We start from the raw sequence: 18,053 nt of genomic DNA on the forward strand, positions 1-18,053 counted from the left end.
CGGCAGTACTGTGCGGGGAAAGGCGGTTCGGCAGAGATGAAGGAGATGGACATGGCCCGTGACTTCCAGGGCAGAATCGAACTCGACGTCCGCGATTCGGAGGCCGACTGGGAGGCGTTCCTCCCGGCGAAGCCCCGCGAGGGAGCACCCAACGTGCTGGTCGTCCTCTATGACGACACCGGCATGGCGGCCTGGTCCCCGTACGGCGGACGCATCAACATGCCGACCATGGATCGCCTGGCGCAGAACGGTCTGACGTACTCGCAGTGGCACACGACGGCGCTGTGCTCCCCCACCCGCTCGACGTTCCTCACCGGACGCAACCACCACCTCAACGGCTTCGCGACGATCTCGGAGTCGTCGACCGGCTTCCCCGGCTACAACTCCCACATCCCCGACTCGAACACCACGATGGCCCACGTCCTCCGCGACGCCGGCTGGTCGACGTTCTGGGTGGGCAAGAACCACAACGTCCCGATCGACGAGTGGACGGCCGGCGCGTCCAAGAAGCACTGGCCGCTGGCGCAGGGGTACGACCGCTTCTACGGCTTCATCGGCGGCGAGACGAACAACTGGTATCCGTCCCTCGCCGAGGACAACCACTACATCGACCAGCCCTACCTCCCCGAGGACGGCTACCACCTCTCGAAGGACCTCGCCGATCGCGCGCTGTCGATGATCCGCGACGTCAAGCAGACCGAGCCGGACAAGCCCTGGTACATGTGGTTCTGCCCCGGCGCGAACCATGCCCCGCACCACGCGCCGCAGGAGTACATCGACAAGTACAAGGGCGTGTTCGACGACGGCTACGAGGCCTACCGCGAGTGGGTCCTCGCCCGGATGATCGAGAAGGGCATCGTCCCGGAGGGCACCGAGCTCACCGCGCTCAACCCGATGCCGGAGGGCACCTTCACACCTGTCGACGAGGTGCGTCCCTGGGACACCCTGAACGACGAGGAGAAGGCACTTTTCTCGCGCATGGCGGAGGTCTACGCCGGCTTCAGCGAGTACACCGACGCCCAGGTCGGCCGCATCGTGGACTACCTGGAGGAGTCCGGGCAGCTCGACAACACCCTCATCATCTACTGCGCCGACAACGGCGCGTCCGGCGAGGGCAGCCCCAACGGCTCCGTCAACGAGGGCAAGTTCTTCAACGGGGTACCTGACGACATCACGCAGAACATCACGATGAGGGATGCGCTGGGGTCCCCTGACACCTACAACCACTACCCGACCGGATGGGCCGCGGCCTTCTCCACGCCCTACAAGATGTTCAAGCGCTACACCTACCAGGGCGGCGTGTGCGATCCGCTGGTGATCCACTGGCCCGCCGGCATCAAGGCCCGCGGCGAGGTGCGTCATCAGTACCACCACTCCACCGACATCGTGCCGACGATCCTCGAAGCCTGCGGCGTCGAGTTCCCGGAGGTCTACAACGGCATCGAGCAGACGCCGCTCTCCGGCGTCTCGATGGCCTACTCGTTCGACGCCGCCCCAGACGCGCCGACAGCGAAGGAGACGCAGTACTACGAGATGCTTGGACAGCGCGGCATCTGGCACAACGGGTGGAAGGCCGTGGCCGTGCATGGCCCGATGAGCGGGGGCGGCCACTTTCTCGACGACGAGTGGGAGCTCTATCACACGGACGTCGATCGCGCCGAGGCCGTCAACCTCGCCGCCGAGCATCCCGACAAGCTGGAGGAGCTCAAGGCCCTCTGGATGGAGGAGGCGAAGGCGAACGCGGTGCTCCCACTGAACGACCTCCAGATCATCGGCAACCCCGAAGACCTGCAGACCTTCCTCAACATGGAGTTCCACCAACCCGTACCGCCGTCCGGTCGATTCGTCTACTACCCGGGCACCAGTGAGGTGCCCGAGCGATCGGCGGCGAACACCCACGGCGTCTCCTTCAAGATCGCCGCGGAGGTCGAGTTCACGCCAGACACCGAGGGCGTCATCTTCGCGCACGGCTCCCGCTTCGGCGGACACACACTCTTCGTCAAGGACGGCGAAGTGCACTACGTCTACAACTACCTCGGCATCCCTCCTGAGAATCACGTATCTGCACCGATTCCGGCACCCGGTTCCCACATCGTCGGGATCGAGTTCACGAAAACGCACACTGGAGACTCGCTGGAGGCCGTGGGCCCCCTCCGACTTCACATCAATGACGCCGTCGTAGGCGAAATGGAGCTCCACACCACTCTCGGCCACTTCTCGCTCTGCGGCGAAGGCCTGACGATCGGGCGGGACAGCGCCGACCCCGTGTCGTCCCTGTACGGCTACGGGTTCGACTTCCGCGGCGGCCACATAACGCAGGTCGTTTTCGACGTCGCCGACGACGCCTACATCGACCTGGAGGCGCACCTGGCGGCAGCAATGGCCCGCGACTGACGGCCCCGCGGCCGCCCGGGCCCTCAGAGCAGTCCGAGGGCCTGGGCGGCCGCCGTCACGCCGTCCCGATCCGAGACGCCGAGCTTGCGGTAGATGTTCCGCACGTGCGTCTTCACCGTGTTCGGCGAGATGTACTCCTGCTGTGCGATCTGCCGCAGCGTCGCATTCCGGCTCAGCGCGCTCAGCACGATGCGCTCCCGCTGCGTCAGCTCCTCCTCGACGAGGACTCCGGCGGCGGACAGCCGCTCGCGCACCCGATCGGCGAAGTGCGTGCGCGCGCCCGCCGTCGCCCGTGCCGCGAGCAGCCGCGACACGATCGGGCCGGCCTCGGCGACGCGGCGCACGTGGTCCTCCGGCTCCGCGAGGGCGAGCGCGGTGGCGAGCGCGAGCTGCGCCCGGTCCGGCTCCCCGTCGTGCACGTCGAGCTCGGCCTCGACCAGCCACGCGTCGATCATCGACGCCGGGAGCAGACACGGGATGGCGCCCTCCAGCACCGGCGCCAGCGCGCCACGGGCGATGCCGTCACGGCGGTCGTGCACGGCGGCGATGGCCCGGAGCAGAAGCACGTCTCCCGTGTCCCCCAGCGCATCCTCGATGTCGGCGATGAGCCGGTCGCGGAGCGTCGGCTCCCCCAATCGGTCGAAGGCGTGCACCGCGAAGGGCCCCATCATGGCGTACCAGTGCGGCGGAAGCGGCAGATCGTCACGGGGAGTCAGGGTGTCGAGGAGCCGCACGGCCGCGTCGTGGGGATCGCCGCCCTGCTCCGCGCCGAGCAGCGCGCGCATCCCCTCCAGGCCCCGCGCGATCGCGGTCTCTCCGCCCGCGGCGATCACCTGCGCCGAGGACTCCAGGGTCTCGGCCTCCTCCAGGATCTGCATGCCCTCGTAGGGGCCCCAGAAACGCCACACCCTGGTCACCTCAAAGAACGGGCTGTCCGGCTCGCCGAACTCGTGCCAGCGGCGCTCCAGGGCGGCTCCCGCCTCGATCGCGTCACGGAGCCGGCCGCGGAACAGCACGCTGGTGGCGAGGACCGCCTCCGCCTGCAGCTCCGCCGCGCGGGCACCGATCGCTCGGGCGAGGTCACCGGCACGGCGCGCTGTCGCCTCCGCCTGATCGAGTCGTCCCACATAGAGCTCCGCCGTCGCGGTCTCCAGGAGGGCATAGGTGTCGAGCTGCTCCTCTCCGCTGAGATCGCGGAGTTCGGCTCCGGCGCCGTCGAGGGTCTCGGCGATCCCGCCCCGCCGCAGCGCGGTGTGCATCTCGATCCCGCGGCGCCAGCGCCGGTCGGCGTCGGACTCCCCCGCGCCCACGGGCGGCACGATCACGGCGGCCGACGGATCTCCGCAGGACAGCTCCGCCGCGGCGACGAGCATCCGGACGGTGGGCACGGCGCGCAGGGCGGTCGGCAGCTCCGCCATCATCCGCCGCACCGTGTCCGCCCGGCCGTCCAGCACGAGCTGCATCCCGCAGCGCCGCAGGACGCCGGCCGTGCAGGCCGTCTCCCCGCCACGGACGGCGTGCTGCAGCGCGCGGAGGGGCTGCCCCTGCTGCGCGAACCAGTCGGCGGCCCGCCGGTGGAGCCGCTCCTCACGGCCGGCACCGCCTTCCCGCAGCCGGCCGAGGAGGAACTCCCGCAGCAGCAGCGGATAGTGGTAGCGGGACGGATCCTCGGCGTCCGGGCCCACGAGCACGTTGAGGCGGAGCAGCCGGTCGATCATGGCGGTCACGGAATCGGCCCCGGAGAGCACGGCGGCGAGCTCGGGGGTGAAGCGGTCCACGACCGCGGTCGCCTCGAGGAAGGAGCGCAGTTCACCGTCGAGGTCGGCGAGCACCTCCTCGACGAAGTAGTCCGCCACCTCGGGGGCGTCCCCGCGCAGCGTGGGCCCGAGGACGGTCTGCGCCCCGGCGGCGTCGAGCATCATGAGCTGCAGCCCGGTCGCCCACCCCTCGGTACGGGCGAGCACGGTGCTGACCTCGCCCTGAGAGAGCCGGAGACCTCGCGCGCCGAAGAAGGCGCGGACCTCGGCCGGGGTGAAGGCGAGCGCACGGGCGTCGAGTTCGAGCGCCACGCCGGCGATGCGGCGTCGTGCCAGCGGGATCGCCCGCGTCCCGCGCCCGGAGAGCACGACGTGGACCGTACCGGGAGCGCTCTGCACGAACGTCGAGATCAGTTGCGCGGTGTGCTCGTCCTCGACGCGGTGCACGTCGTCGACGATGAGGACGATCCGGTTCCTCGCCTCTCGGAGGGCCCTGGCGAACGCACGCGCCGTCGTCGCGGAGCGCACGGCGGGCACGGCCGCGAGCGCGTCCTGGAGTCCGGGATCGTCGATCCTCTCGAGGGCGGCACGCAGGAGCGGCAGGTCCGCCTCGCCGCGTTCCAGGGACACCCACACGAGGTCGATGCCGGGATCGGCACGCAGACCCTGCGCCCACTGCGACAGCAGCCTCGTCTTGCCGGATCCCGCCGGCGCGCTCACGAGCGTGAGCGTCCACGGCCCGTCCATCGCGGCCGTCAACCGCGAGAGCAGGCGCTCTCGACGGACCTCGCCCTTCACCGCCGCGGGTCCCGGGCTCTCGCTCGTTCCCGCCGTTCTTGCACTGTGCAGCACTCGAAACCCCCCGATTTCGATCTTGCTCCCCCTCGCGGGCAGTCTATTGCAAGGTGGGAGCGGTCCCGCAAGAGGGGCTCACTCGGAGACGTCCGCCCGCGACGGCCGCCGCATCGCGAGAAGCGCCGGCACGAGGGCGCCGAAGAACAGGGCGAGAGCCACACCGAGCAGCGTCTCAAGGGTCCGCTCCAGGAACCGTGACGTCGGCGATTCGTCCGACGTCGACAGCAGCAGGGAGAGCACGAGGAAGGTCGTGAAGGCCGGCGCGACGTACCACCGACTCTCCTGGACCGCGCCGAGGCCGCCCACCACGACACCGATCGCGAGCGCGACCACCACGCCGCTCGGAGAGAGCAAAGCGAAACCGGCGGCGGCCAGGGCCCCGATGAGCACCGATGCCGCCCGACCGACGCTGCGCAGAACGAGCTGCCCGCGCACCGGACGCATCACGAGCAGCACGGCGCCGGTCGCCCAGCCCACGTGCTCGACCCCGGTCGCGAAGCCGATCGCGGCGGCCGTCCCCGCGGCCGCAGCCAGCAGGACGCCGTAGACCAGCAGAGCTCGTCCCTTGGGCATGGCGGCCGGGACCCGCGCGCCCGCCCCGTGCTCCGGCCACAGCAGGGCGATGAGCCACGCGTACACCGAACCCGCGACGATCGCGCCCGCCAGGAGGATGGTCGTCGCCGAGAGAGGAAAGCTCAGACCGAGCCCGACCATGGGCAGGACCAGGGTCAGCGCGAGCGGGCCGGCACGCTCGCGGGCGGCGAGCATGCTGGCCAGCACCGCCAGCACCGCGAGGGCGGGCACGGCGAGGACCGGTGCGAGCGCGAGGGTCGCGCCGAGCAGGAGCCCCAGCGCGACCAGCGTCCCGAGCACCGGGATCGCCGACCGGGCCCGCCGCCGCGCCGGCAGTCCCATGGCGGCCGCGGGAAGGACGCCGATGCTGAGGGCCAGAGCGACGGCAGGGTCGAACGGGGCGACCGCCATCGAGGGCACGGCGTACAGGAGGCCGAGACCGAACCGCGACCACCGCCAGGTCAGTCCCCCGCGCGCCGCCATCACCGTCTCGCTCTCCGGCTCCGGCTGCGGTCGGGCATGCGCTCCCCGTTCTCGGTCGCCCCTCGGATCCTCCGTGCCGTCAGCCTAGGCAGGCGATGACCGCACGTCACCGCTCGTCGGCCACTTCACCCGGGTGAACGCCTCCGCTCCCCTCCCGATCCGCAGCGGCCCGGAGCCCGATGTCGACGGTGGGGTGCACCCGGCCGGCTTCCACCAGCCCGGAGTACCACGGCGTCCGCGCCGCGACGGCCGCCGCCGCCTCCGGCACCGCCGCGAGGTGGAGCAGCACGCCGAGTTGGGACAGCTCCCGGTCGAGCGCCTCGAGGGTGTCGAGCACGGTGATGGACATCACCACCTGCTGCGGCAGCCCGAGGACGAGCGTCCGGACCGGCTCGGCCTGAGCCGAGACGGTCTGGACGATGAGCCGCTGGTTGGCGAGCGCGTTCGCCGTGTACAGGCCCCGCTCCGGCTCCACCCCGAGGGCGCTCCCCCTCCTCCCCACCACCCGGATCCGAGGGATGTTGAGCTCCCGGAGGACGAGCACGAGGGTCACCACCACCCCGACGGCGACAGCGGGGAGGAGTCCCGCGGTGAGCCCGATCGCCGCCACGGCCGTCGCGACCCAGAAGTCGATCCGGCTGATGTGCGCCCACCGCACGAGTTCCGGGATGTTGACGAGTCCGGCCACCGCCGTGAAGACCATCGCCGCGAGCGTGGCCTCGGGCAGCAGGCTGAGCACCGGGGCGAGGAAGAGCGCGACCGCCACGGCGAGCGCGACCGTGGTCAGCGTCGCCAGCTGGGAGCGGGCTCCGGCCCCCTGGTTCACGGCGCTCTGCGAGAATCCCCCCGCCGCGGGCATGGCCGAGAAGAACGCGCCGACCGTGTTCGCCGCGCCGGTGGCGAAGAGCTCCTGGTCGCTGTCGATCTGCGGCTCCGTCGCCTGACGGAGGCTGCGCGCGACGGCGGCGGACTCGAGGAACGCCATGACGGCGATGGCGAGCGCTCCCGGCACGAGAGCCGCGGCCGCGGACAGGTCCGGGATCCCGGGAACCGGCAGACCGCCGGTCACCGGGGCGATGAGGTCGACCCCGAGATCATCGATCCCGCCGACCCCGACGAGCAGCATGCCGGCCGCGACGACGACGAGGGTGCCCGGCACCCGAGGGGCGAAGCGCTTGAGGAGCAGAAGGGTGGCGATGGAGCCGATCGAGAGGAGCAGCGTGGGGATGTTGACGCTGCCGAGCGCCTCCCCCACGGCGACCAGAGAGCGGAGGAAGCCGTGGCCGGAGAAGTCGAAGGACTCCCCCAGGAGCTTCGGGAGCTGCCCCACGGCGACCGTCGCCCCGACCCCGATCTTCAACCCGAGAACAGTGGCCCCGCTGATGTTCTCGACGAGCGAGCCCAGGCGGCACGCCCGGGCGAGCAGCAGCACCACCCCCACCAGGAGGGTGAGCATCATGAGCGCCCCGATGGCGTCGTCCGCGCCCGCGGCGACCCCCGCCGAGACCAGCGTGGTCGCCGTGAGGGTGGCGATGGTCGACGTCGTCGAGACGCTCATCGCCCGGCTGCCGCCCAGAAGGGCGTAGACGAGCATCGGCACGATGCAGGTGTAGAGGCCGACCTGCACCGGGAGATCGGCGATCGTCGCATACGCCATGGCCTGCGGCACCACGACGGCGCCCGCGGAGAGGCCGGCGAGCACGTCGCGCACGATCCAGCGGCGCTGGTACCCGTCCAGCGTGCTCAGCAGCCAGGACGGTCTGCGCGCTGCGCTCATGGGGGCTCCTTCCGCCGTCGAGGGAAGCGTACTGCCGACGCTCCCGCAGCGGCCCGCCGGGGACTCCGGACGGGCCGTGAGTCACCCGGGTGAACTCCCGACGGAAGCGGTGCGCAGCGACCGCGCCCGCCGGTATGGTCCGAGCGTGCCCCCGGAGACGGCGGCACCGAGAAAGGAGCAGTCATGGGATTTTGGGCATCGTTCTGGGACATCATCTGGTGGTTCCTGTGGATCTTCGCCTTCACCGCATACCTCTTCGCTCTGTTCGCGATCATCGGAGACCTGTTCCGCGATCACAAGCTGAGCGGCTGGTGGAAGGCCGTGTGGATCTTCTTCCTGATCTTCGTGCCGTTCCTCACCGCCCTCGTCTACCTCATCGCCCGCGGCAACGGCATGGCCGAACGCAGCAGCGCCGAGGCGCGTCGGGCGCAGGAGGCGGCGAACGCCTACATCCAGCAGGTCGCCGGCAGCAGTCCGAGCGAGGAGATCGCGAAGGCGAAGGCGCTCCTGGACGCCGGAACCATCACGCCGGACGAGTACTCCCTCATCAAGGCGAAGGCGCTGCAGTAAGGCGCAGCCCGGACCGCACCATCGCGAGGAGCCCGCGGCATGGACCTGCAGGATCTCCTGCCCACCGACATCGACTGGTGGCAGCTGCTGCTCGCCCTGCTCGTCGCCCTCGCGACCTGGATCATCTCGCGGTTCGCGCGCCGGGGCACCACCGCCCTGCTCCGGCGTGCACCCGGGATCTCCGCCGCCGTCGGGACGGCCATCGCGCAGTTCGTCGGCTACGCCATCCTCCTGCTGGGCTTCGGCATCGCGCTCGCGATGCTCGGCGCCAACGTGCAACCGCTACTCGCGATCGTCGTCATCCTCGGCGTCGTCGCGATCCTCGTCCTCCGCGGTGTCGCCGACAACTTCGCGGCCGGCGTGCTGCTGCAGGCACGGCAGACGGTCCGCATCGGAGACGAGATCGTCGTGGAGGCGCTGGACTCCGTGATCGCGGGGACGGTGAGCGAGCTCAACGCCCGCGCGGTGATCCTGCACACGGTCGACGGGCGCACCCTGCACATCCCCAACGCGCGGCTGCTCTCCGACCCCGTGGTCAACGACTCCACCCGCGGAGCCCGGCGCAGCGAGGTGGAGGTCAGGGTGCGACGGGACGGGACGACCGGGATCGACGGCGTGCTCGCACCGCTCGTCGACGCCGCGCGGACGGCGGAGGGCGTGCACCGGCACGAGGGCGTGCGGGCGCTCGTGGTCGGCGTGAGCGGAGACCGGCTGATCGCCCGCCTGCAGTTCTGGCACCACCCGCTGCACGGCGCCCTCGTCAGCACCGCGGTCGTGGTCGCGGTCTTCGACGCCCTCGGCGCTCTCGGCACGACCGGCACGGTCACCAGCGTCCCGGCCCCGCCACCCCTCGTGCCGTCCGACGCCGTGTGAGAACGGGGTGCGCGATGTCGGTGCCCTCGGGCATGATCTGCGCATGGACATCACCTTCCTGCAGCCGGACGGCCTCGTCCGCAGCCCCGCCTTCAGCCATGCCGCCGTCATCTCTCCCGGGGCGACCACCGTCTACATCGGAGGGCAGAACGGCGTCGACGCCTCCGGCGCCGTCGTCTCCCCGGACGTGGGGGCGCAGGCGCTTCGCGCTCTCGACAACGCCCGGGTCGCGCTGGAGTCGGCGGGGGCGACGCTCGACGACGTCGTGAGCTGGACCATCCTCATCGATCAGGATGCCGATCTGCGCGCGGCGTACGGCGCCGTGGCCGCCACCCTCGCCAGGGACGGCGCCCCGCCGCTGGTCACCGCCGCCCGGGTGGCGGGCCTGGGCGTGCCCGGAGCCCTCATCGAGGTGAGCGCGATCGCCGCGACCATCCGCGACTGAGTCAGATGCGACCGCGCACGGGGGTGCGTTCGACACCGTCCGGTTCGTCGGGCATCGTCATCTCGGCACGGACGCCGAGCAGACGCACTTCCCGGGCGGGGTCGAGGGTCTCACCGAGCGCGAGCGCCATCGCGACCACGTCCTCTCGATCCGCCGTGGGAGCCGGGAGCTTCCGGCCGAAGGTCCTCGTCTCGAACGGGGCGTACCGCACCTTGAGATGCACCCGCATGACCGGGCGCCCCTCGGCGGCGCAGTCGTCGAACGCGTGTCCCGCGAGCTCCCGCAGCGCGTCCTGCACCGCCTCAGGTGTCGTGAGGTTCTGCTGATACGTGGTCTCCCGGCTGTGGCTCCGTGCCACCCACGGAGTGTCGTCGACGATCCGCGGCCCCAGCCCGGAGCCCAGGCCGAGATACCACCGCCCCATCTTGGGGCCGAACTCCGCGACGAGGGTCTCCTCGTCGGCCGCCGCGAGTTCGCGCACCGTGGCGATGCCGTGAGCCGCGAGCCGCTTCTGCACCTTCGGCCCCACGCCCCAGAGATCGCGGGGGGGCCGGTCGCCCATCACAGCGAACCAGTTGTCGGCGGTCAGCCGGAAGACGCCGTGCGGCTTGCCGAACTCCGTCGCGATCTTCGCGCGCACCTTATTGTCGCCCACGCCGACAGAGCAGCGCAGGCCCGTGGCCTCCGCCACCGCCCGCTGCGCGGCCCGCGCGACGCTCTCCGGATCGTCGGTCGCGACGCCGAGGAAGCACTCGTCCCATCCGAGCACCTCCAGCACCACGTCCGGCAGGGTCCGCAACGCCGTCATCACCTCCTCGGAGGCCCGCTCGTACTCCGCGTGATCCACCGGCAGGAACACCGCGTCCTCCGGTGCCTTGCGCGCCGCGATCTTCAGTGGCATCCCCGACCCGATGCCGAACGCACGCGCCTCGTACGACGCCGTCGAGACGACTGCCCGCTCGGTCGGATCACCGCGGCCCCCGACGATGATCGGCCGCCCGGCCAGCTCCGGCCGACGCCGCACCTCGACCGCGGCGATGAACTGATCCATGTCGACGTGCAGCACCCACTCGGCCATGCATCGAGTGTGGCCGCTGACGCCGGGGAAGTCACCCCGTCACACGAGGAAGATCGGCAGGAGCCCGGGGTTGTGGGCGTGGACGAGGACGGCGAAGACGACCGCGTCGAAGAGGAGGTGCACCGTGACGACGTAGGCCAGCGAGTGCGTCCGGAGGAAGATGAATCCCTGCAGGAGCGCGAACGGGATGGTCAGCAGCGGGCCCCATTCGCGGTACCCGAGCTCCCAGAGGAAGGAGACGAACACGACGGCCTGCAGCACGTTCGCGAGCGCATCGGGGAAATGGCGCCGCAGCAGCGCGAAGACGGTGCAGATGAAGAACAGCTCATCCCAGATGCCGACGGCGCCGACGCCGACGAACAGCCGCGCGACGAGATCGGGCGTGTCCACCACGGGCCAGTTCTGATAGACGCCGCTGGTGATGAAGTAGAAGGGCAGGATCAGCCAGCCGAGCACCAGCACCGCGACGAGCCAGCCCCAGTGGAGCACTCCCCAGCGCTGCCCGGTGCGCCAGGGGAACCGGATCGCCCGGTCGCGATAGACGAACCGCGAGACCAGATACGGCACCAGCACCGCGCCGCCGAGCGCGAGCGTGAAGCGCAGCATGGCCAGGTTGTCCAGCTCCGCCGCGAGCGGGATGACACTCACGATGAGCATGCCGAGCGCGATCAGCGAGAGGTCTCGCGTGAGCGACGGCCGCCGGGACCCGTCGGCCCCGGTGAGCGGCTCGCCGCGGCGCTCCACGAGCAGGGCGGCGCCGACGCCCAGCGCCAGCAGCACCCAGCCGAGCCAGGGCAGCGCTGCGACGAAGAAGGCCGGGGCGGCCGCACACACCAGCGCCGCTGGGACGAGGCGCACCCCCACGGGCGCGCTCGGAGGGGCCTGCGTCATGCACGATCCCGTCGGCGGTACACGAGGTCGCGGATGTCGCGCCCCTTCGCGAGACCCTTCCGCTCGAACGCGGTCATGACCCGACCGTCGAACCGCTCGGCCCAGTCGCCCTCAAAGGCCCGCTCGAACAGGGGCTCGGCGTCGAGCACCTCGCGCATCTGGAGCGCATAGTCCTCCCAGTCGGTCGCGAGCCGCAGGAGGCCGCCGTCGCGCAGCGCCCTGGCCGCCGTGTCACCGAATCCGGGCCGCACCAGACGACGTTTCGTGTGGCGCTTCTTGTGCCAGGGATCGGGGAAGAAGATCCACACCTCGGCCGCCGCGGCCTCCGGCAGGTACGAGGAGAGCACCTCCGGCGCGTTGGCCTCCACGACGCGGAGGTTCTGTGCGCCCGCACGGTCGGCGTCGAGCATGGTCCGGGCGAGGCCCGCGCGGAAGACCTCGACGGCGAGGAAGTCGTCGTGCGGCCGGCTCGACGCGGCGGCGACGATGGCATGCCCCTGGCCGGAGCCGATCTCGACGAAGAGGTCCGCCTCCCGGCCGTACTCGGCGGCGACGTCGAACCGCGCCTCAGGGTGCACGGAGGTCCATGCCACGGCGCGCGGCACATCCAGCAGATAGCGCGGGGCGAGGTCGCTGAAGGCGCGCTCCTGCGCCTCGGACATCCGGCCGCTCCGACGCACGAAGGACACCGGCTCGTCGCGGAAGGTACGCGGTTCGGGCATGGATCCAGGGTAGCCGCCGGGGCCGCCACCGCCGGACGCGGTCAGCCCGCGGGCTCGGTGACGAAGTCGATCAGCTCTTCCACCCGGCCGAGGAGCGCGGGCTCGAGGTCGCGGTAGGTCGTCACCTTCGACAGGATGTGCTGCCAGGCCCTGGCCGTGTCGGCCTGCGTCTCGTGCGGCCAGCCGAAGGCACGGCAGATGCCCGTCTTCCAGTCGACGCCGCGCGGGATCTCGGGCCACGCCGCGATGCCGAGGGCCCGCGGGGTCACGCACTGCCAGACGTCGACGAACGGGTGGCCGACGATGCGGACGTGCCGGCCGTGCGGTCCGCGGGCCACCGCCTCGGCGATGCGGGACTCCTTCGACCCGGGCACGAGATGGTCGACGAGGACGCCGTACCGCCGGCGCGCACTCGGCGGCTCCGCCGCGAGGAGGTCGTCCAGCAGGTCCACGCCCTGCAGGTACTCGACGACGACGCCCTCGACGCGCAGGTCGGCCCCCCACACCTTCTCGACGAGCTCGGCGTCGTGCCGTCCTTCGACGAGGATCCGGCTGGGCAGCGCCGTCCGCGCCCGCTGATCCGCCACTGCGAAGGATCCGGAGGCGGTGCGGCGCGGTCCTTGCGCGGATGCCGCAGGCACCGTGAGGCGCACCGGAGCCCCGTCGATGAGGAAGCCGCCGCCGAGGGGGAACAGCCGCCGTCGCCCGACGCGGTCCTCGAGCTCCACGGCACCGCCCTGCACCTTCGTCACGGCGCCGCAGAATCCGTCCGCCGCGACCTCGACCACGAGGTCGACCTCGGCGGGCACCTGCGGCACCGGCTTCACGCCGCGCTCACGCCAGCCTGCTGCCAGCACGTCGGATCCGTACCTGTCGTCCATGCCTTCCAGCGTATGTGTCTCCGCTGAGGGCGAACGCCGAGACGCGCGCGAGTGCTGTCGCGTGTCGGACCCAGTGCATAGACTCGACACATGGGGCTCGGCTGCCGGTCGGAGGGAACACGATGACGAAACGGTGGCTGACGCTGGGTGCTCTGGCCCTCGCGGTCGCGACGGGTGCGCTGTCCGCCTCGGCGGCGTCCGCGACCGATCCGCTCACGCTCGACTCCGGGTACGTCACCGACCAGGCTGATGTCCTCTCCCCCGCCGAGGAAGAACAGGTCGAGTCCCGCCTGCAGGAGCTCACCGACAACTCCTCCGCCGATCTCTTCGTCGTCCTCGTCGACGACTTCACCGACCCGAACGACAGCGTCGAATGGGCCGATCAGGTCGCGAACGACAACCGGCTCGGCCCCGATCAGTACCTGCTCGCGATCGCCGTGGACGGCCGCAGCCTCTACATCTCCGCGGACTCCTCCGGGCCGTTGAGCGACGGGCAGCTCGCCGCCATCGAAGACGCGATCGCCCCCCTCGCCGGCGACGGCGACTGGGTCGGCGCGATCACGTTGGCTGCCGACGAGATCCAGGGGGACGGGGGCGCCGGGGCGCTCCGCGTCACGCTGATCGTCGTCGGGGTGGTCGCGGCCGCCCTGCTCATCTGGCTCGTCGTCGCTCTGGTCCGACGCGCACGCCGCACCGCAGCCATCCGCGAGCGAGGCGCCATGCCGGAGACCCCGGATCCCGCCGATCCGTTCTCCACGCTCACCGATGCCCAGGTCGAGCAACAGGCCGGCGTCGCGCTCGTGCGCGCGGACGACGCCATCACCTCCAGCCGGGAGGAGCTGGGATTCGCCGTGGCGCAGTACGGCGAGGGCGCGACCGCGGAGTTCTCCCGCGCCATCGACGAGGCGAAGGCGAAGATCGCCGAGGCGTTCGATCTGCGGCAGAAGCTCGACGACGAGATCGAGGATTCCGTCCACGACCGCCGTGCGTGGCACATCCGCATCATCCGGCTGGCCGACGAGATCGACGAGATCCTCGACGACAACACCGAGGCCTTCGACGAGCTGCGCCGGCTCGAGCAGAACGCACCGCAGGAGCTGGAGCGGGTACGACGAGAGCGCGCCGATCTGACGCCGCTCCTCGCCTCGGCTGCTCCCTCCCTCGCCGCTCTCGTCGCGACCTACGACAAGGCCGCCCTGAGCACCGTGACGGACAACCCGGCGCAGGCCCAGGAGCGCGCAGCCTTGGCCGATCGGGCGATCGACGCCGCGGCCCAGGCCCTCGCGAACGGGCGCACCGGTGAAGCGGCGTTCGCGATCCGCACGGCCGAGCAGGCGGTGGCGCAGGCGGCGCAGCTTGTCCGGGCGATCACCGCGCTCGGCACCGAGCTGACCGGGATCGAGGCGCAGGCGCAGGCGCTCGTCACCGAGCTCCAGGGCGATGTGGCTGCGGCGGCACAACTGCCCGACCCGACCGGCGCCCTGGCGAGTGCGTCCCACGCGGTGACCGCACAGCTGCAGACGGCGCAGGCCGACCTCGTCGCCACGCCACGCAACCCGCGGCGGGCCCTCGACGCCCTCACGGCGGCGAACGCCCAGATCGACGGCGCGATCGCGCAGGGACACGAAGCCATGGAGCGCGCCCGACGGGCCCAGCAGCTCCTGGAGCAGACCCTCGCCCAGGCGGCCTCCGAGATCCGCGCCGCCCGGGAGTTCATCGAGACGCGCCGCGGCACCGTGGGCTCCACCGCCCGCACGCGCCTGGCGACCGCCGACACCGCGTTGACCCAGGCCCTCACCCTGCGCACGTCGAATGTCGAGAACGCCCTGGCCGAGGCCCAGCGCGCCCTCGACCTCGCGCGCCAGGCCACGTCCGCCGCGGAGGCCGATCTCCGCGCATACACCCCCGGCGGCTATCCGGACGACGGCTGGGGCGGAGTCTTCGGCGGCTCCGGGTCCCGTTCCGGCGGCTCCGGCATCGGCGGGGACATCCTCGGCGGGATCATCGGCGGACTGCTCGCCGGCGGCGGGGGCGGCGGCTCGTCCCGGCGCAGCAGCGGCTGGCGCTCCTCGGGCGGCTTCCGCAGCTCCGGCTTCGGCGGAGGCGGATCCCGCGGCGGCGGACGCGGACGCTCCGGAGGTCGACGCTTCTGATCCCCCGCACAGACACATACGCCAAGCTCTCGAAGACGCCCCTCTGAAAGGAACCACGCATGACCAAGCAGTCCATCTTCGGACGGATCTCCACCCTCGTCCGCGCGAACATCAACGCCCTCCTGGACTCTGCGGAGGACCCGCAGAAGATGCTCGACCAGCTCGTCCGCGACTACACCAACAGCATCGCCGACGCCGAGTCCGCCATCGCGGAGACCATCGGCAACCTGCGGCTGCTGGAGCGCGACCACGAGGAAGACGTGCAGGCGGCCAACGAGTGGGGCAACAAGGCCCTCGCCGCCAGCCGCAAGGCCGACGAGATGCGCGGCGCGGGCAACACCGCCGACGCCGACAAGTTCGACAACCTCGCGAAGATCGCCCTGCAGCGCCAGATCAGCGCCGAGCGGGAGGCGACGAGCGCCGAACCGCAGATCGCGGCCCAGACGGAGATCGTCGACAAGCTCAAGAGCGGCCTGAACGGCATGAAGGACAAGCTCAACGAGCTGAAGAACAAGCGCAGCGAGCTCCTCGCCCGCGCCAAGGTCGCCGAGGCGCAGACCAAGGTGCAGGACGCGGTCAGCTCCATCAACGTGCTCGACCCCACCAGCGAGCTCGGCCGGTTCGAGGACAAGGTCCGCCGCCAGGAGGCTCTCGCCCAGGGCAAGGCGGAGCTGGCCGCGTCGAGCCTCGACGCCCAGTTCGAGAGCCTCGAGGATCTCGGCGAGCTGACCGAGGTCGAGGCGCGCCTCGCCGAGCTGAAGGCCGGCGGCACCGCGCCGCGCCAGGCGCTCGAAGGCAACTGACACCGACGCGGATGCCCGGCGCACGCCCGGGCATCCGCGGTTCCGTCTCCGGGAGGTCTCCCATGGTGCGTTTCCTGGTCGTGCCGCAGTGGCAGGGTTCGCCCGCCGCGCGCGCGATGCTCCTCGTCGACGGCGCGTCGGCGATCGCCGGCGATCTGCCGCGTGCGGCGACGACCGTCCTCGACGTTCCGGTCGAGGCCGGCGAGGCGCTGGGCACGGGCGTCCGGCGGCTCAGCGCCCTCGCACGTACGCGGGAGCTCGTCGCCGGACATCTCGAAGCCGGAACCGTGCTGATCGGCGGCGACTGCAGCATCACCGTCGCCGCCCTCGACACGCTCCCCGGCGGGACCGACGACCTCGCCGTGGTCTGGTGCGATGCGCACGGCGATCTGCACACGCCGGACACCTCGCCGTCCGGGGCCTTCTCCGGCATGGCGCTGCGTGCCGTCCTCGGTGAGGGAGAACCGCAGCTCGCCCTGTCCCCCGGCATCCCCCGGGATCGTGTCGTCACCGTGGGTGTCCGGAACCTCGACGAGGCCGAGACCGGCGAATGGGACCGCCTCCGGAATCTCGGGGTGGCCGATCTGGACGCCCCCGGCGCGCTCGCCGACGCCGTGCAGGCGACGGGAGCGCAGCGGGTGTGGGTGCACATCGACGTCGACGTCCTCGACCCGGCGTCGTTCACCGGAGTCTCCGCCGCCGTGCCCTTCGGCGTGACCCCCGCGTCCCTGAGCACGGCGATCCGGGAGCTCCGGAGCCGCGTCCCCCTCGCCGGGGCGACCATCGCGGGCTTCGCCCCCCGCACTCCGGCCGACGCCGTCGACGACCTCGGAGCGATCCTGCGCCTCGTCGGAGCCGTCGCGTGAGCCCGGCGCCGGGGTGGGAGGCCGTCGCGGCGAGACGCCTCGCCCGCGGACGACGGTCGGACCGCCGCATCCCCTCCTTCCTGCTGCGCTCCCCGATCAGCCGCCTGGGCTACCTCTGGGGCACGGCCGTCGGCTGGATCTGGGGCGCTCTGTGGAGCACCGGCCCGATCGAACGGCGCGGCGGTCTCTGGGTGTTCCGGGGTATGCCCCGATGGACCTTCCACCGCGGCGGCGTCTGCGTGGGCGGGTGCTTCCTCACCGGCGACGCGCGGCCCACGGACGCGGTGCTGCGCCACGAGGCCGTGCACAAGCAGCAGTGGCTGCGCTACGGCTTCCTGATGCCGGTGCTCTATCTGTTCGCAGGACGCGACCCGCTGCGGAACCGCTTCGAGATCGAAGCGGGGCTGGAAGACGGCAACTACGTGCGCCGCCCCCGCTGACTCAGCCCTCGACGGGGAGCAGTCCGAAGCGCTCCGGCACGCGGATCCGGTTCACGGCCACGCCGAGGCGGTCGGTGAGGTGCTCGACGATGTCGGCCGTGCCGAGGTAGCCCCCGAGCAGCGTGACGTGCGTCTCGACCTCGTCGTCGACGAGCATCTCGTCGGCCCATGCGCAGGTGGCTCGGGCCAGGGCCTGCCCTGGCGCGCAGCCGCGACCGCTTCCCGGGGCTCCGGAGCGAGCGGAGCGGGCGAGCCAGGTGACTGTCATGCGACCGGGCGCGTGGATGACGCCGATGTCGGAGACGTCGGGAACCTCGATGAAGATGCGACCGGACGCGCACAGCGGGAGGGTCGCGAGGAACGCCTCGAGATCGAGCAGCGAGTGCTCGTCGGCGGTCACCAGGTGGTGTGCGCGACGGCGCGCCGCGCGGCGAGCCGCACGCGTGCCTCGGGTGTCGAGCGTGGTGTCCATGGTGATCCCATCGTACACCA

Annotated in this window: 16 protein-coding genes; 8 read left to right on the plus strand and 8 right to left on the minus strand. The window is 71.6% G+C overall.

Annotated elements, in window-relative coordinates:
• The first annotated feature begins 51 nt into the window (after positions 1–51).
• On the plus strand, positions 52–2,394 hold the full coding sequence (locus tag AC2W7E_RS10775) for an arylsulfatase (protein WP_085607231.1): 2,343 nt from the start codon (positions 52–54) through the stop codon (positions 2,392–2,394).
• Positions 2,395–2,417: 23 nt separating this feature from the next.
• Here AC2W7E_RS10775 and AC2W7E_RS10780 read toward each other — a convergent pair whose 3' ends face one another.
• From AC2W7E_RS10780 to AC2W7E_RS10790, 3 genes are all read right to left on the minus strand, one after another.
• Entirely contained in the window at positions 2,418–5,003 is a 2,586-nt protein-coding gene (locus AC2W7E_RS10780; RefSeq protein WP_485989076.1) for a winged helix-turn-helix domain-containing protein, read from the minus strand.
• Between the two features lie 78 nt (positions 5,004–5,081).
• Complete coding sequence (locus AC2W7E_RS10785) at positions 5,082–6,062, minus strand: FUSC family protein (RefSeq protein ID WP_315104620.1); 981 nt, start codon at positions 6,060–6,062, stop codon at positions 5,082–5,084.
• Positions 6,063–6,168: 106 nt separating this feature from the next.
• Complete coding sequence (locus tag AC2W7E_RS10790) at positions 6,169–7,839, minus strand: SulP family inorganic anion transporter (RefSeq protein WP_366215942.1); 1,671 nt, start codon at positions 7,837–7,839, stop codon at positions 6,169–6,171.
• Between the two features lie 183 nt (positions 7,840–8,022).
• On the opposite strand from AC2W7E_RS10790, the gene AC2W7E_RS10795 reads away from it, so the two are divergent.
• Genes AC2W7E_RS10795 through AC2W7E_RS10805 form a run of 3 tightly spaced genes read left to right on the plus strand, consistent with a single transcriptional unit; the run spans position 8,023 to position 9,727 of the window.
• Positions 8,023–8,409 carry an SHOCT domain-containing protein gene (locus AC2W7E_RS10795; RefSeq protein WP_025103101.1) on the plus strand — a complete coding sequence of 129 codons (387 nt, stop codon included), beginning with the start codon at positions 8,023–8,025 and terminating at the stop codon, positions 8,407–8,409.
• Between the two features lie 39 nt (positions 8,410–8,448).
• Positions 8,449–9,282 carry a mechanosensitive ion channel family protein gene (locus AC2W7E_RS10800; protein WP_485989077.1) on the plus strand — a complete coding sequence of 278 codons (834 nt, stop codon included), beginning with the start codon at positions 8,449–8,451 and terminating at the stop codon, positions 9,280–9,282.
• 43 nt (positions 9,283–9,325) lie between these two features.
• Positions 9,326–9,727 carry a RidA family protein gene (locus AC2W7E_RS10805; RefSeq protein WP_485989078.1) on the plus strand — a complete coding sequence of 134 codons (402 nt, stop codon included), beginning with the start codon at positions 9,326–9,328 and terminating at the stop codon, positions 9,725–9,727.
• 1 nt (position 9,728) lies between these two features.
• On the opposite strand, the gene AC2W7E_RS10810 is transcribed toward AC2W7E_RS10805, so the two are convergent.
• The 4 genes from AC2W7E_RS10810 to AC2W7E_RS10825 are packed head-to-tail and all read right to left on the minus strand — an operon-like array spanning position 9,729 to position 13,299.
• On the minus strand, positions 9,729–10,805 hold the full coding sequence (locus AC2W7E_RS10810; RefSeq protein WP_485989079.1) for a DNA polymerase IV: 1,077 nt from the start codon (positions 10,803–10,805) through the stop codon (positions 9,729–9,731).
• A gap of 39 nt (positions 10,806–10,844) precedes the next feature.
• Positions 10,845–11,696: a CPBP family intramembrane glutamic endopeptidase gene (locus tag AC2W7E_RS10815; RefSeq protein WP_485989080.1), complete on the minus strand. Its 852-nt coding sequence runs from the start codon at positions 11,694–11,696 to the stop codon at positions 10,845–10,847.
• Entirely contained in the window at positions 11,693–12,418 is a 726-nt protein-coding gene (gene trmB, locus AC2W7E_RS10820) for a tRNA (guanosine(46)-N7)-methyltransferase TrmB (protein ID WP_025103096.1), read from the minus strand. Before trmB ends, AC2W7E_RS10815 begins: the two co-directional genes overlap by 4 nt.
• A 41-nt stretch (positions 12,419–12,459) precedes the next feature.
• Positions 12,460–13,299, minus strand: a complete 840-nt coding sequence (locus AC2W7E_RS10825; RefSeq protein WP_126893903.1) for a DUF3097 domain-containing protein — start codon at positions 13,297–13,299, stop codon at positions 12,460–12,462.
• 122 nt (positions 13,300–13,421) lie between these two features.
• Here AC2W7E_RS10825 and AC2W7E_RS10830 point away from each other — a divergent pair, with 122 nt between their 5' ends.
• The 4 genes from AC2W7E_RS10830 (at position 13,422) to AC2W7E_RS10845 (ending at position 17,561) form a co-directional block, all read left to right on the plus strand.
• Positions 13,422–15,452 (plus strand): TPM domain-containing protein, encoded by a 2,031-nt coding sequence (locus tag AC2W7E_RS10830; protein WP_485989081.1) that lies wholly within the window; start codon positions 13,422–13,424, stop codon positions 15,450–15,452.
• Between the two features lie 59 nt (positions 15,453–15,511).
• Complete coding sequence (locus AC2W7E_RS10835) at positions 15,512–16,255, plus strand: PspA/IM30 family protein (protein ID WP_025103092.1); 744 nt, start codon at positions 15,512–15,514, stop codon at positions 16,253–16,255.
• A 62-nt stretch (positions 16,256–16,317) separates the two neighbouring features.
• Positions 16,318–17,121, plus strand: a complete 804-nt coding sequence (locus AC2W7E_RS10840; protein WP_485989082.1) for an arginase family protein — start codon at positions 16,318–16,320, stop codon at positions 17,119–17,121.
• Positions 17,118–17,561: a Fe-S oxidoreductase gene (locus AC2W7E_RS10845; protein WP_126893900.1), complete on the plus strand. Its 444-nt coding sequence runs from the start codon at positions 17,118–17,120 to the stop codon at positions 17,559–17,561. Before AC2W7E_RS10840 ends, AC2W7E_RS10845 begins: the two co-directional genes overlap by 4 nt.
• A gap of 1 nt (position 17,562) precedes the next feature.
• Here AC2W7E_RS10845 and AC2W7E_RS10850 read toward each other — a convergent pair whose 3' ends face one another.
• Entirely contained in the window at positions 17,563–18,033 is a 471-nt protein-coding gene (locus AC2W7E_RS10850; protein WP_025103089.1) for an SIP domain-containing protein, read from the minus strand.
• Positions 18,034–18,053 lie beyond the last annotated feature (20 nt).

This window comes from Microbacterium sp. CFSPD4_SD4 (assembly GCF_057364585.1).

Excerpts from the sequence above, each read along its gene's own strand:
- AC2W7E_RS10775 (WP_085607231.1), top strand. The coding sequence starts at position 52 with ATGGCCCGTGACTTCCAGGGCAGAATCGAACTCGACGTCCGCGATTCG.
- AC2W7E_RS10785 (WP_315104620.1), bottom strand. The coding sequence starts at position 6,062 with ATGGCGGCGCGCGGGGGACTGACCTGGCGGTGGTCGCGGTTCGGTCTC.
- AC2W7E_RS10790 (WP_366215942.1), bottom strand. The coding sequence starts at position 7,839 with ATGAGCGCAGCGCGCAGACCGTCCTGGCTGCTGAGCACGCTGGACGGG.
- AC2W7E_RS10795 (WP_025103101.1), top strand. The coding sequence starts at position 8,023 with ATGGGATTTTGGGCATCGTTCTGGGACATCATCTGGTGGTTCCTGTGG.
- AC2W7E_RS10800 (WP_485989077.1), top strand. The coding sequence starts at position 8,449 with ATGGACCTGCAGGATCTCCTGCCCACCGACATCGACTGGTGGCAGCTG.
- AC2W7E_RS10805 (WP_485989078.1), top strand. The coding sequence starts at position 9,326 with ATGGACATCACCTTCCTGCAGCCGGACGGCCTCGTCCGCAGCCCCGCC.
- AC2W7E_RS10810 (WP_485989079.1), bottom strand. The coding sequence starts at position 10,805 with ATGGCCGAGTGGGTGCTGCACGTCGACATGGATCAGTTCATCGCCGCG.
- AC2W7E_RS10815 (WP_485989080.1), bottom strand. The coding sequence starts at position 11,696 with ATGACGCAGGCCCCTCCGAGCGCGCCCGTGGGGGTGCGCCTCGTCCCA.
- trmB (WP_025103096.1), bottom strand. The coding sequence starts at position 12,418 with ATGCCCGAACCGCGTACCTTCCGCGACGAGCCGGTGTCCTTCGTGCGT.
- AC2W7E_RS10825 (WP_126893903.1), bottom strand. The coding sequence starts at position 13,299 with ATGGACGACAGGTACGGATCCGACGTGCTGGCAGCAGGCTGGCGTGAG.
- AC2W7E_RS10830 (WP_485989081.1), top strand. The coding sequence starts at position 13,422 with ATGACGAAACGGTGGCTGACGCTGGGTGCTCTGGCCCTCGCGGTCGCG.
- AC2W7E_RS10835 (WP_025103092.1), top strand. The coding sequence starts at position 15,512 with ATGACCAAGCAGTCCATCTTCGGACGGATCTCCACCCTCGTCCGCGCG.
- AC2W7E_RS10840 (WP_485989082.1), top strand. The coding sequence starts at position 16,318 with ATGGTGCGTTTCCTGGTCGTGCCGCAGTGGCAGGGTTCGCCCGCCGCG.
- AC2W7E_RS10850 (WP_025103089.1), bottom strand. The coding sequence starts at position 18,033 with ATGGACACCACGCTCGACACCCGAGGCACGCGTGCGGCTCGCCGCGCG.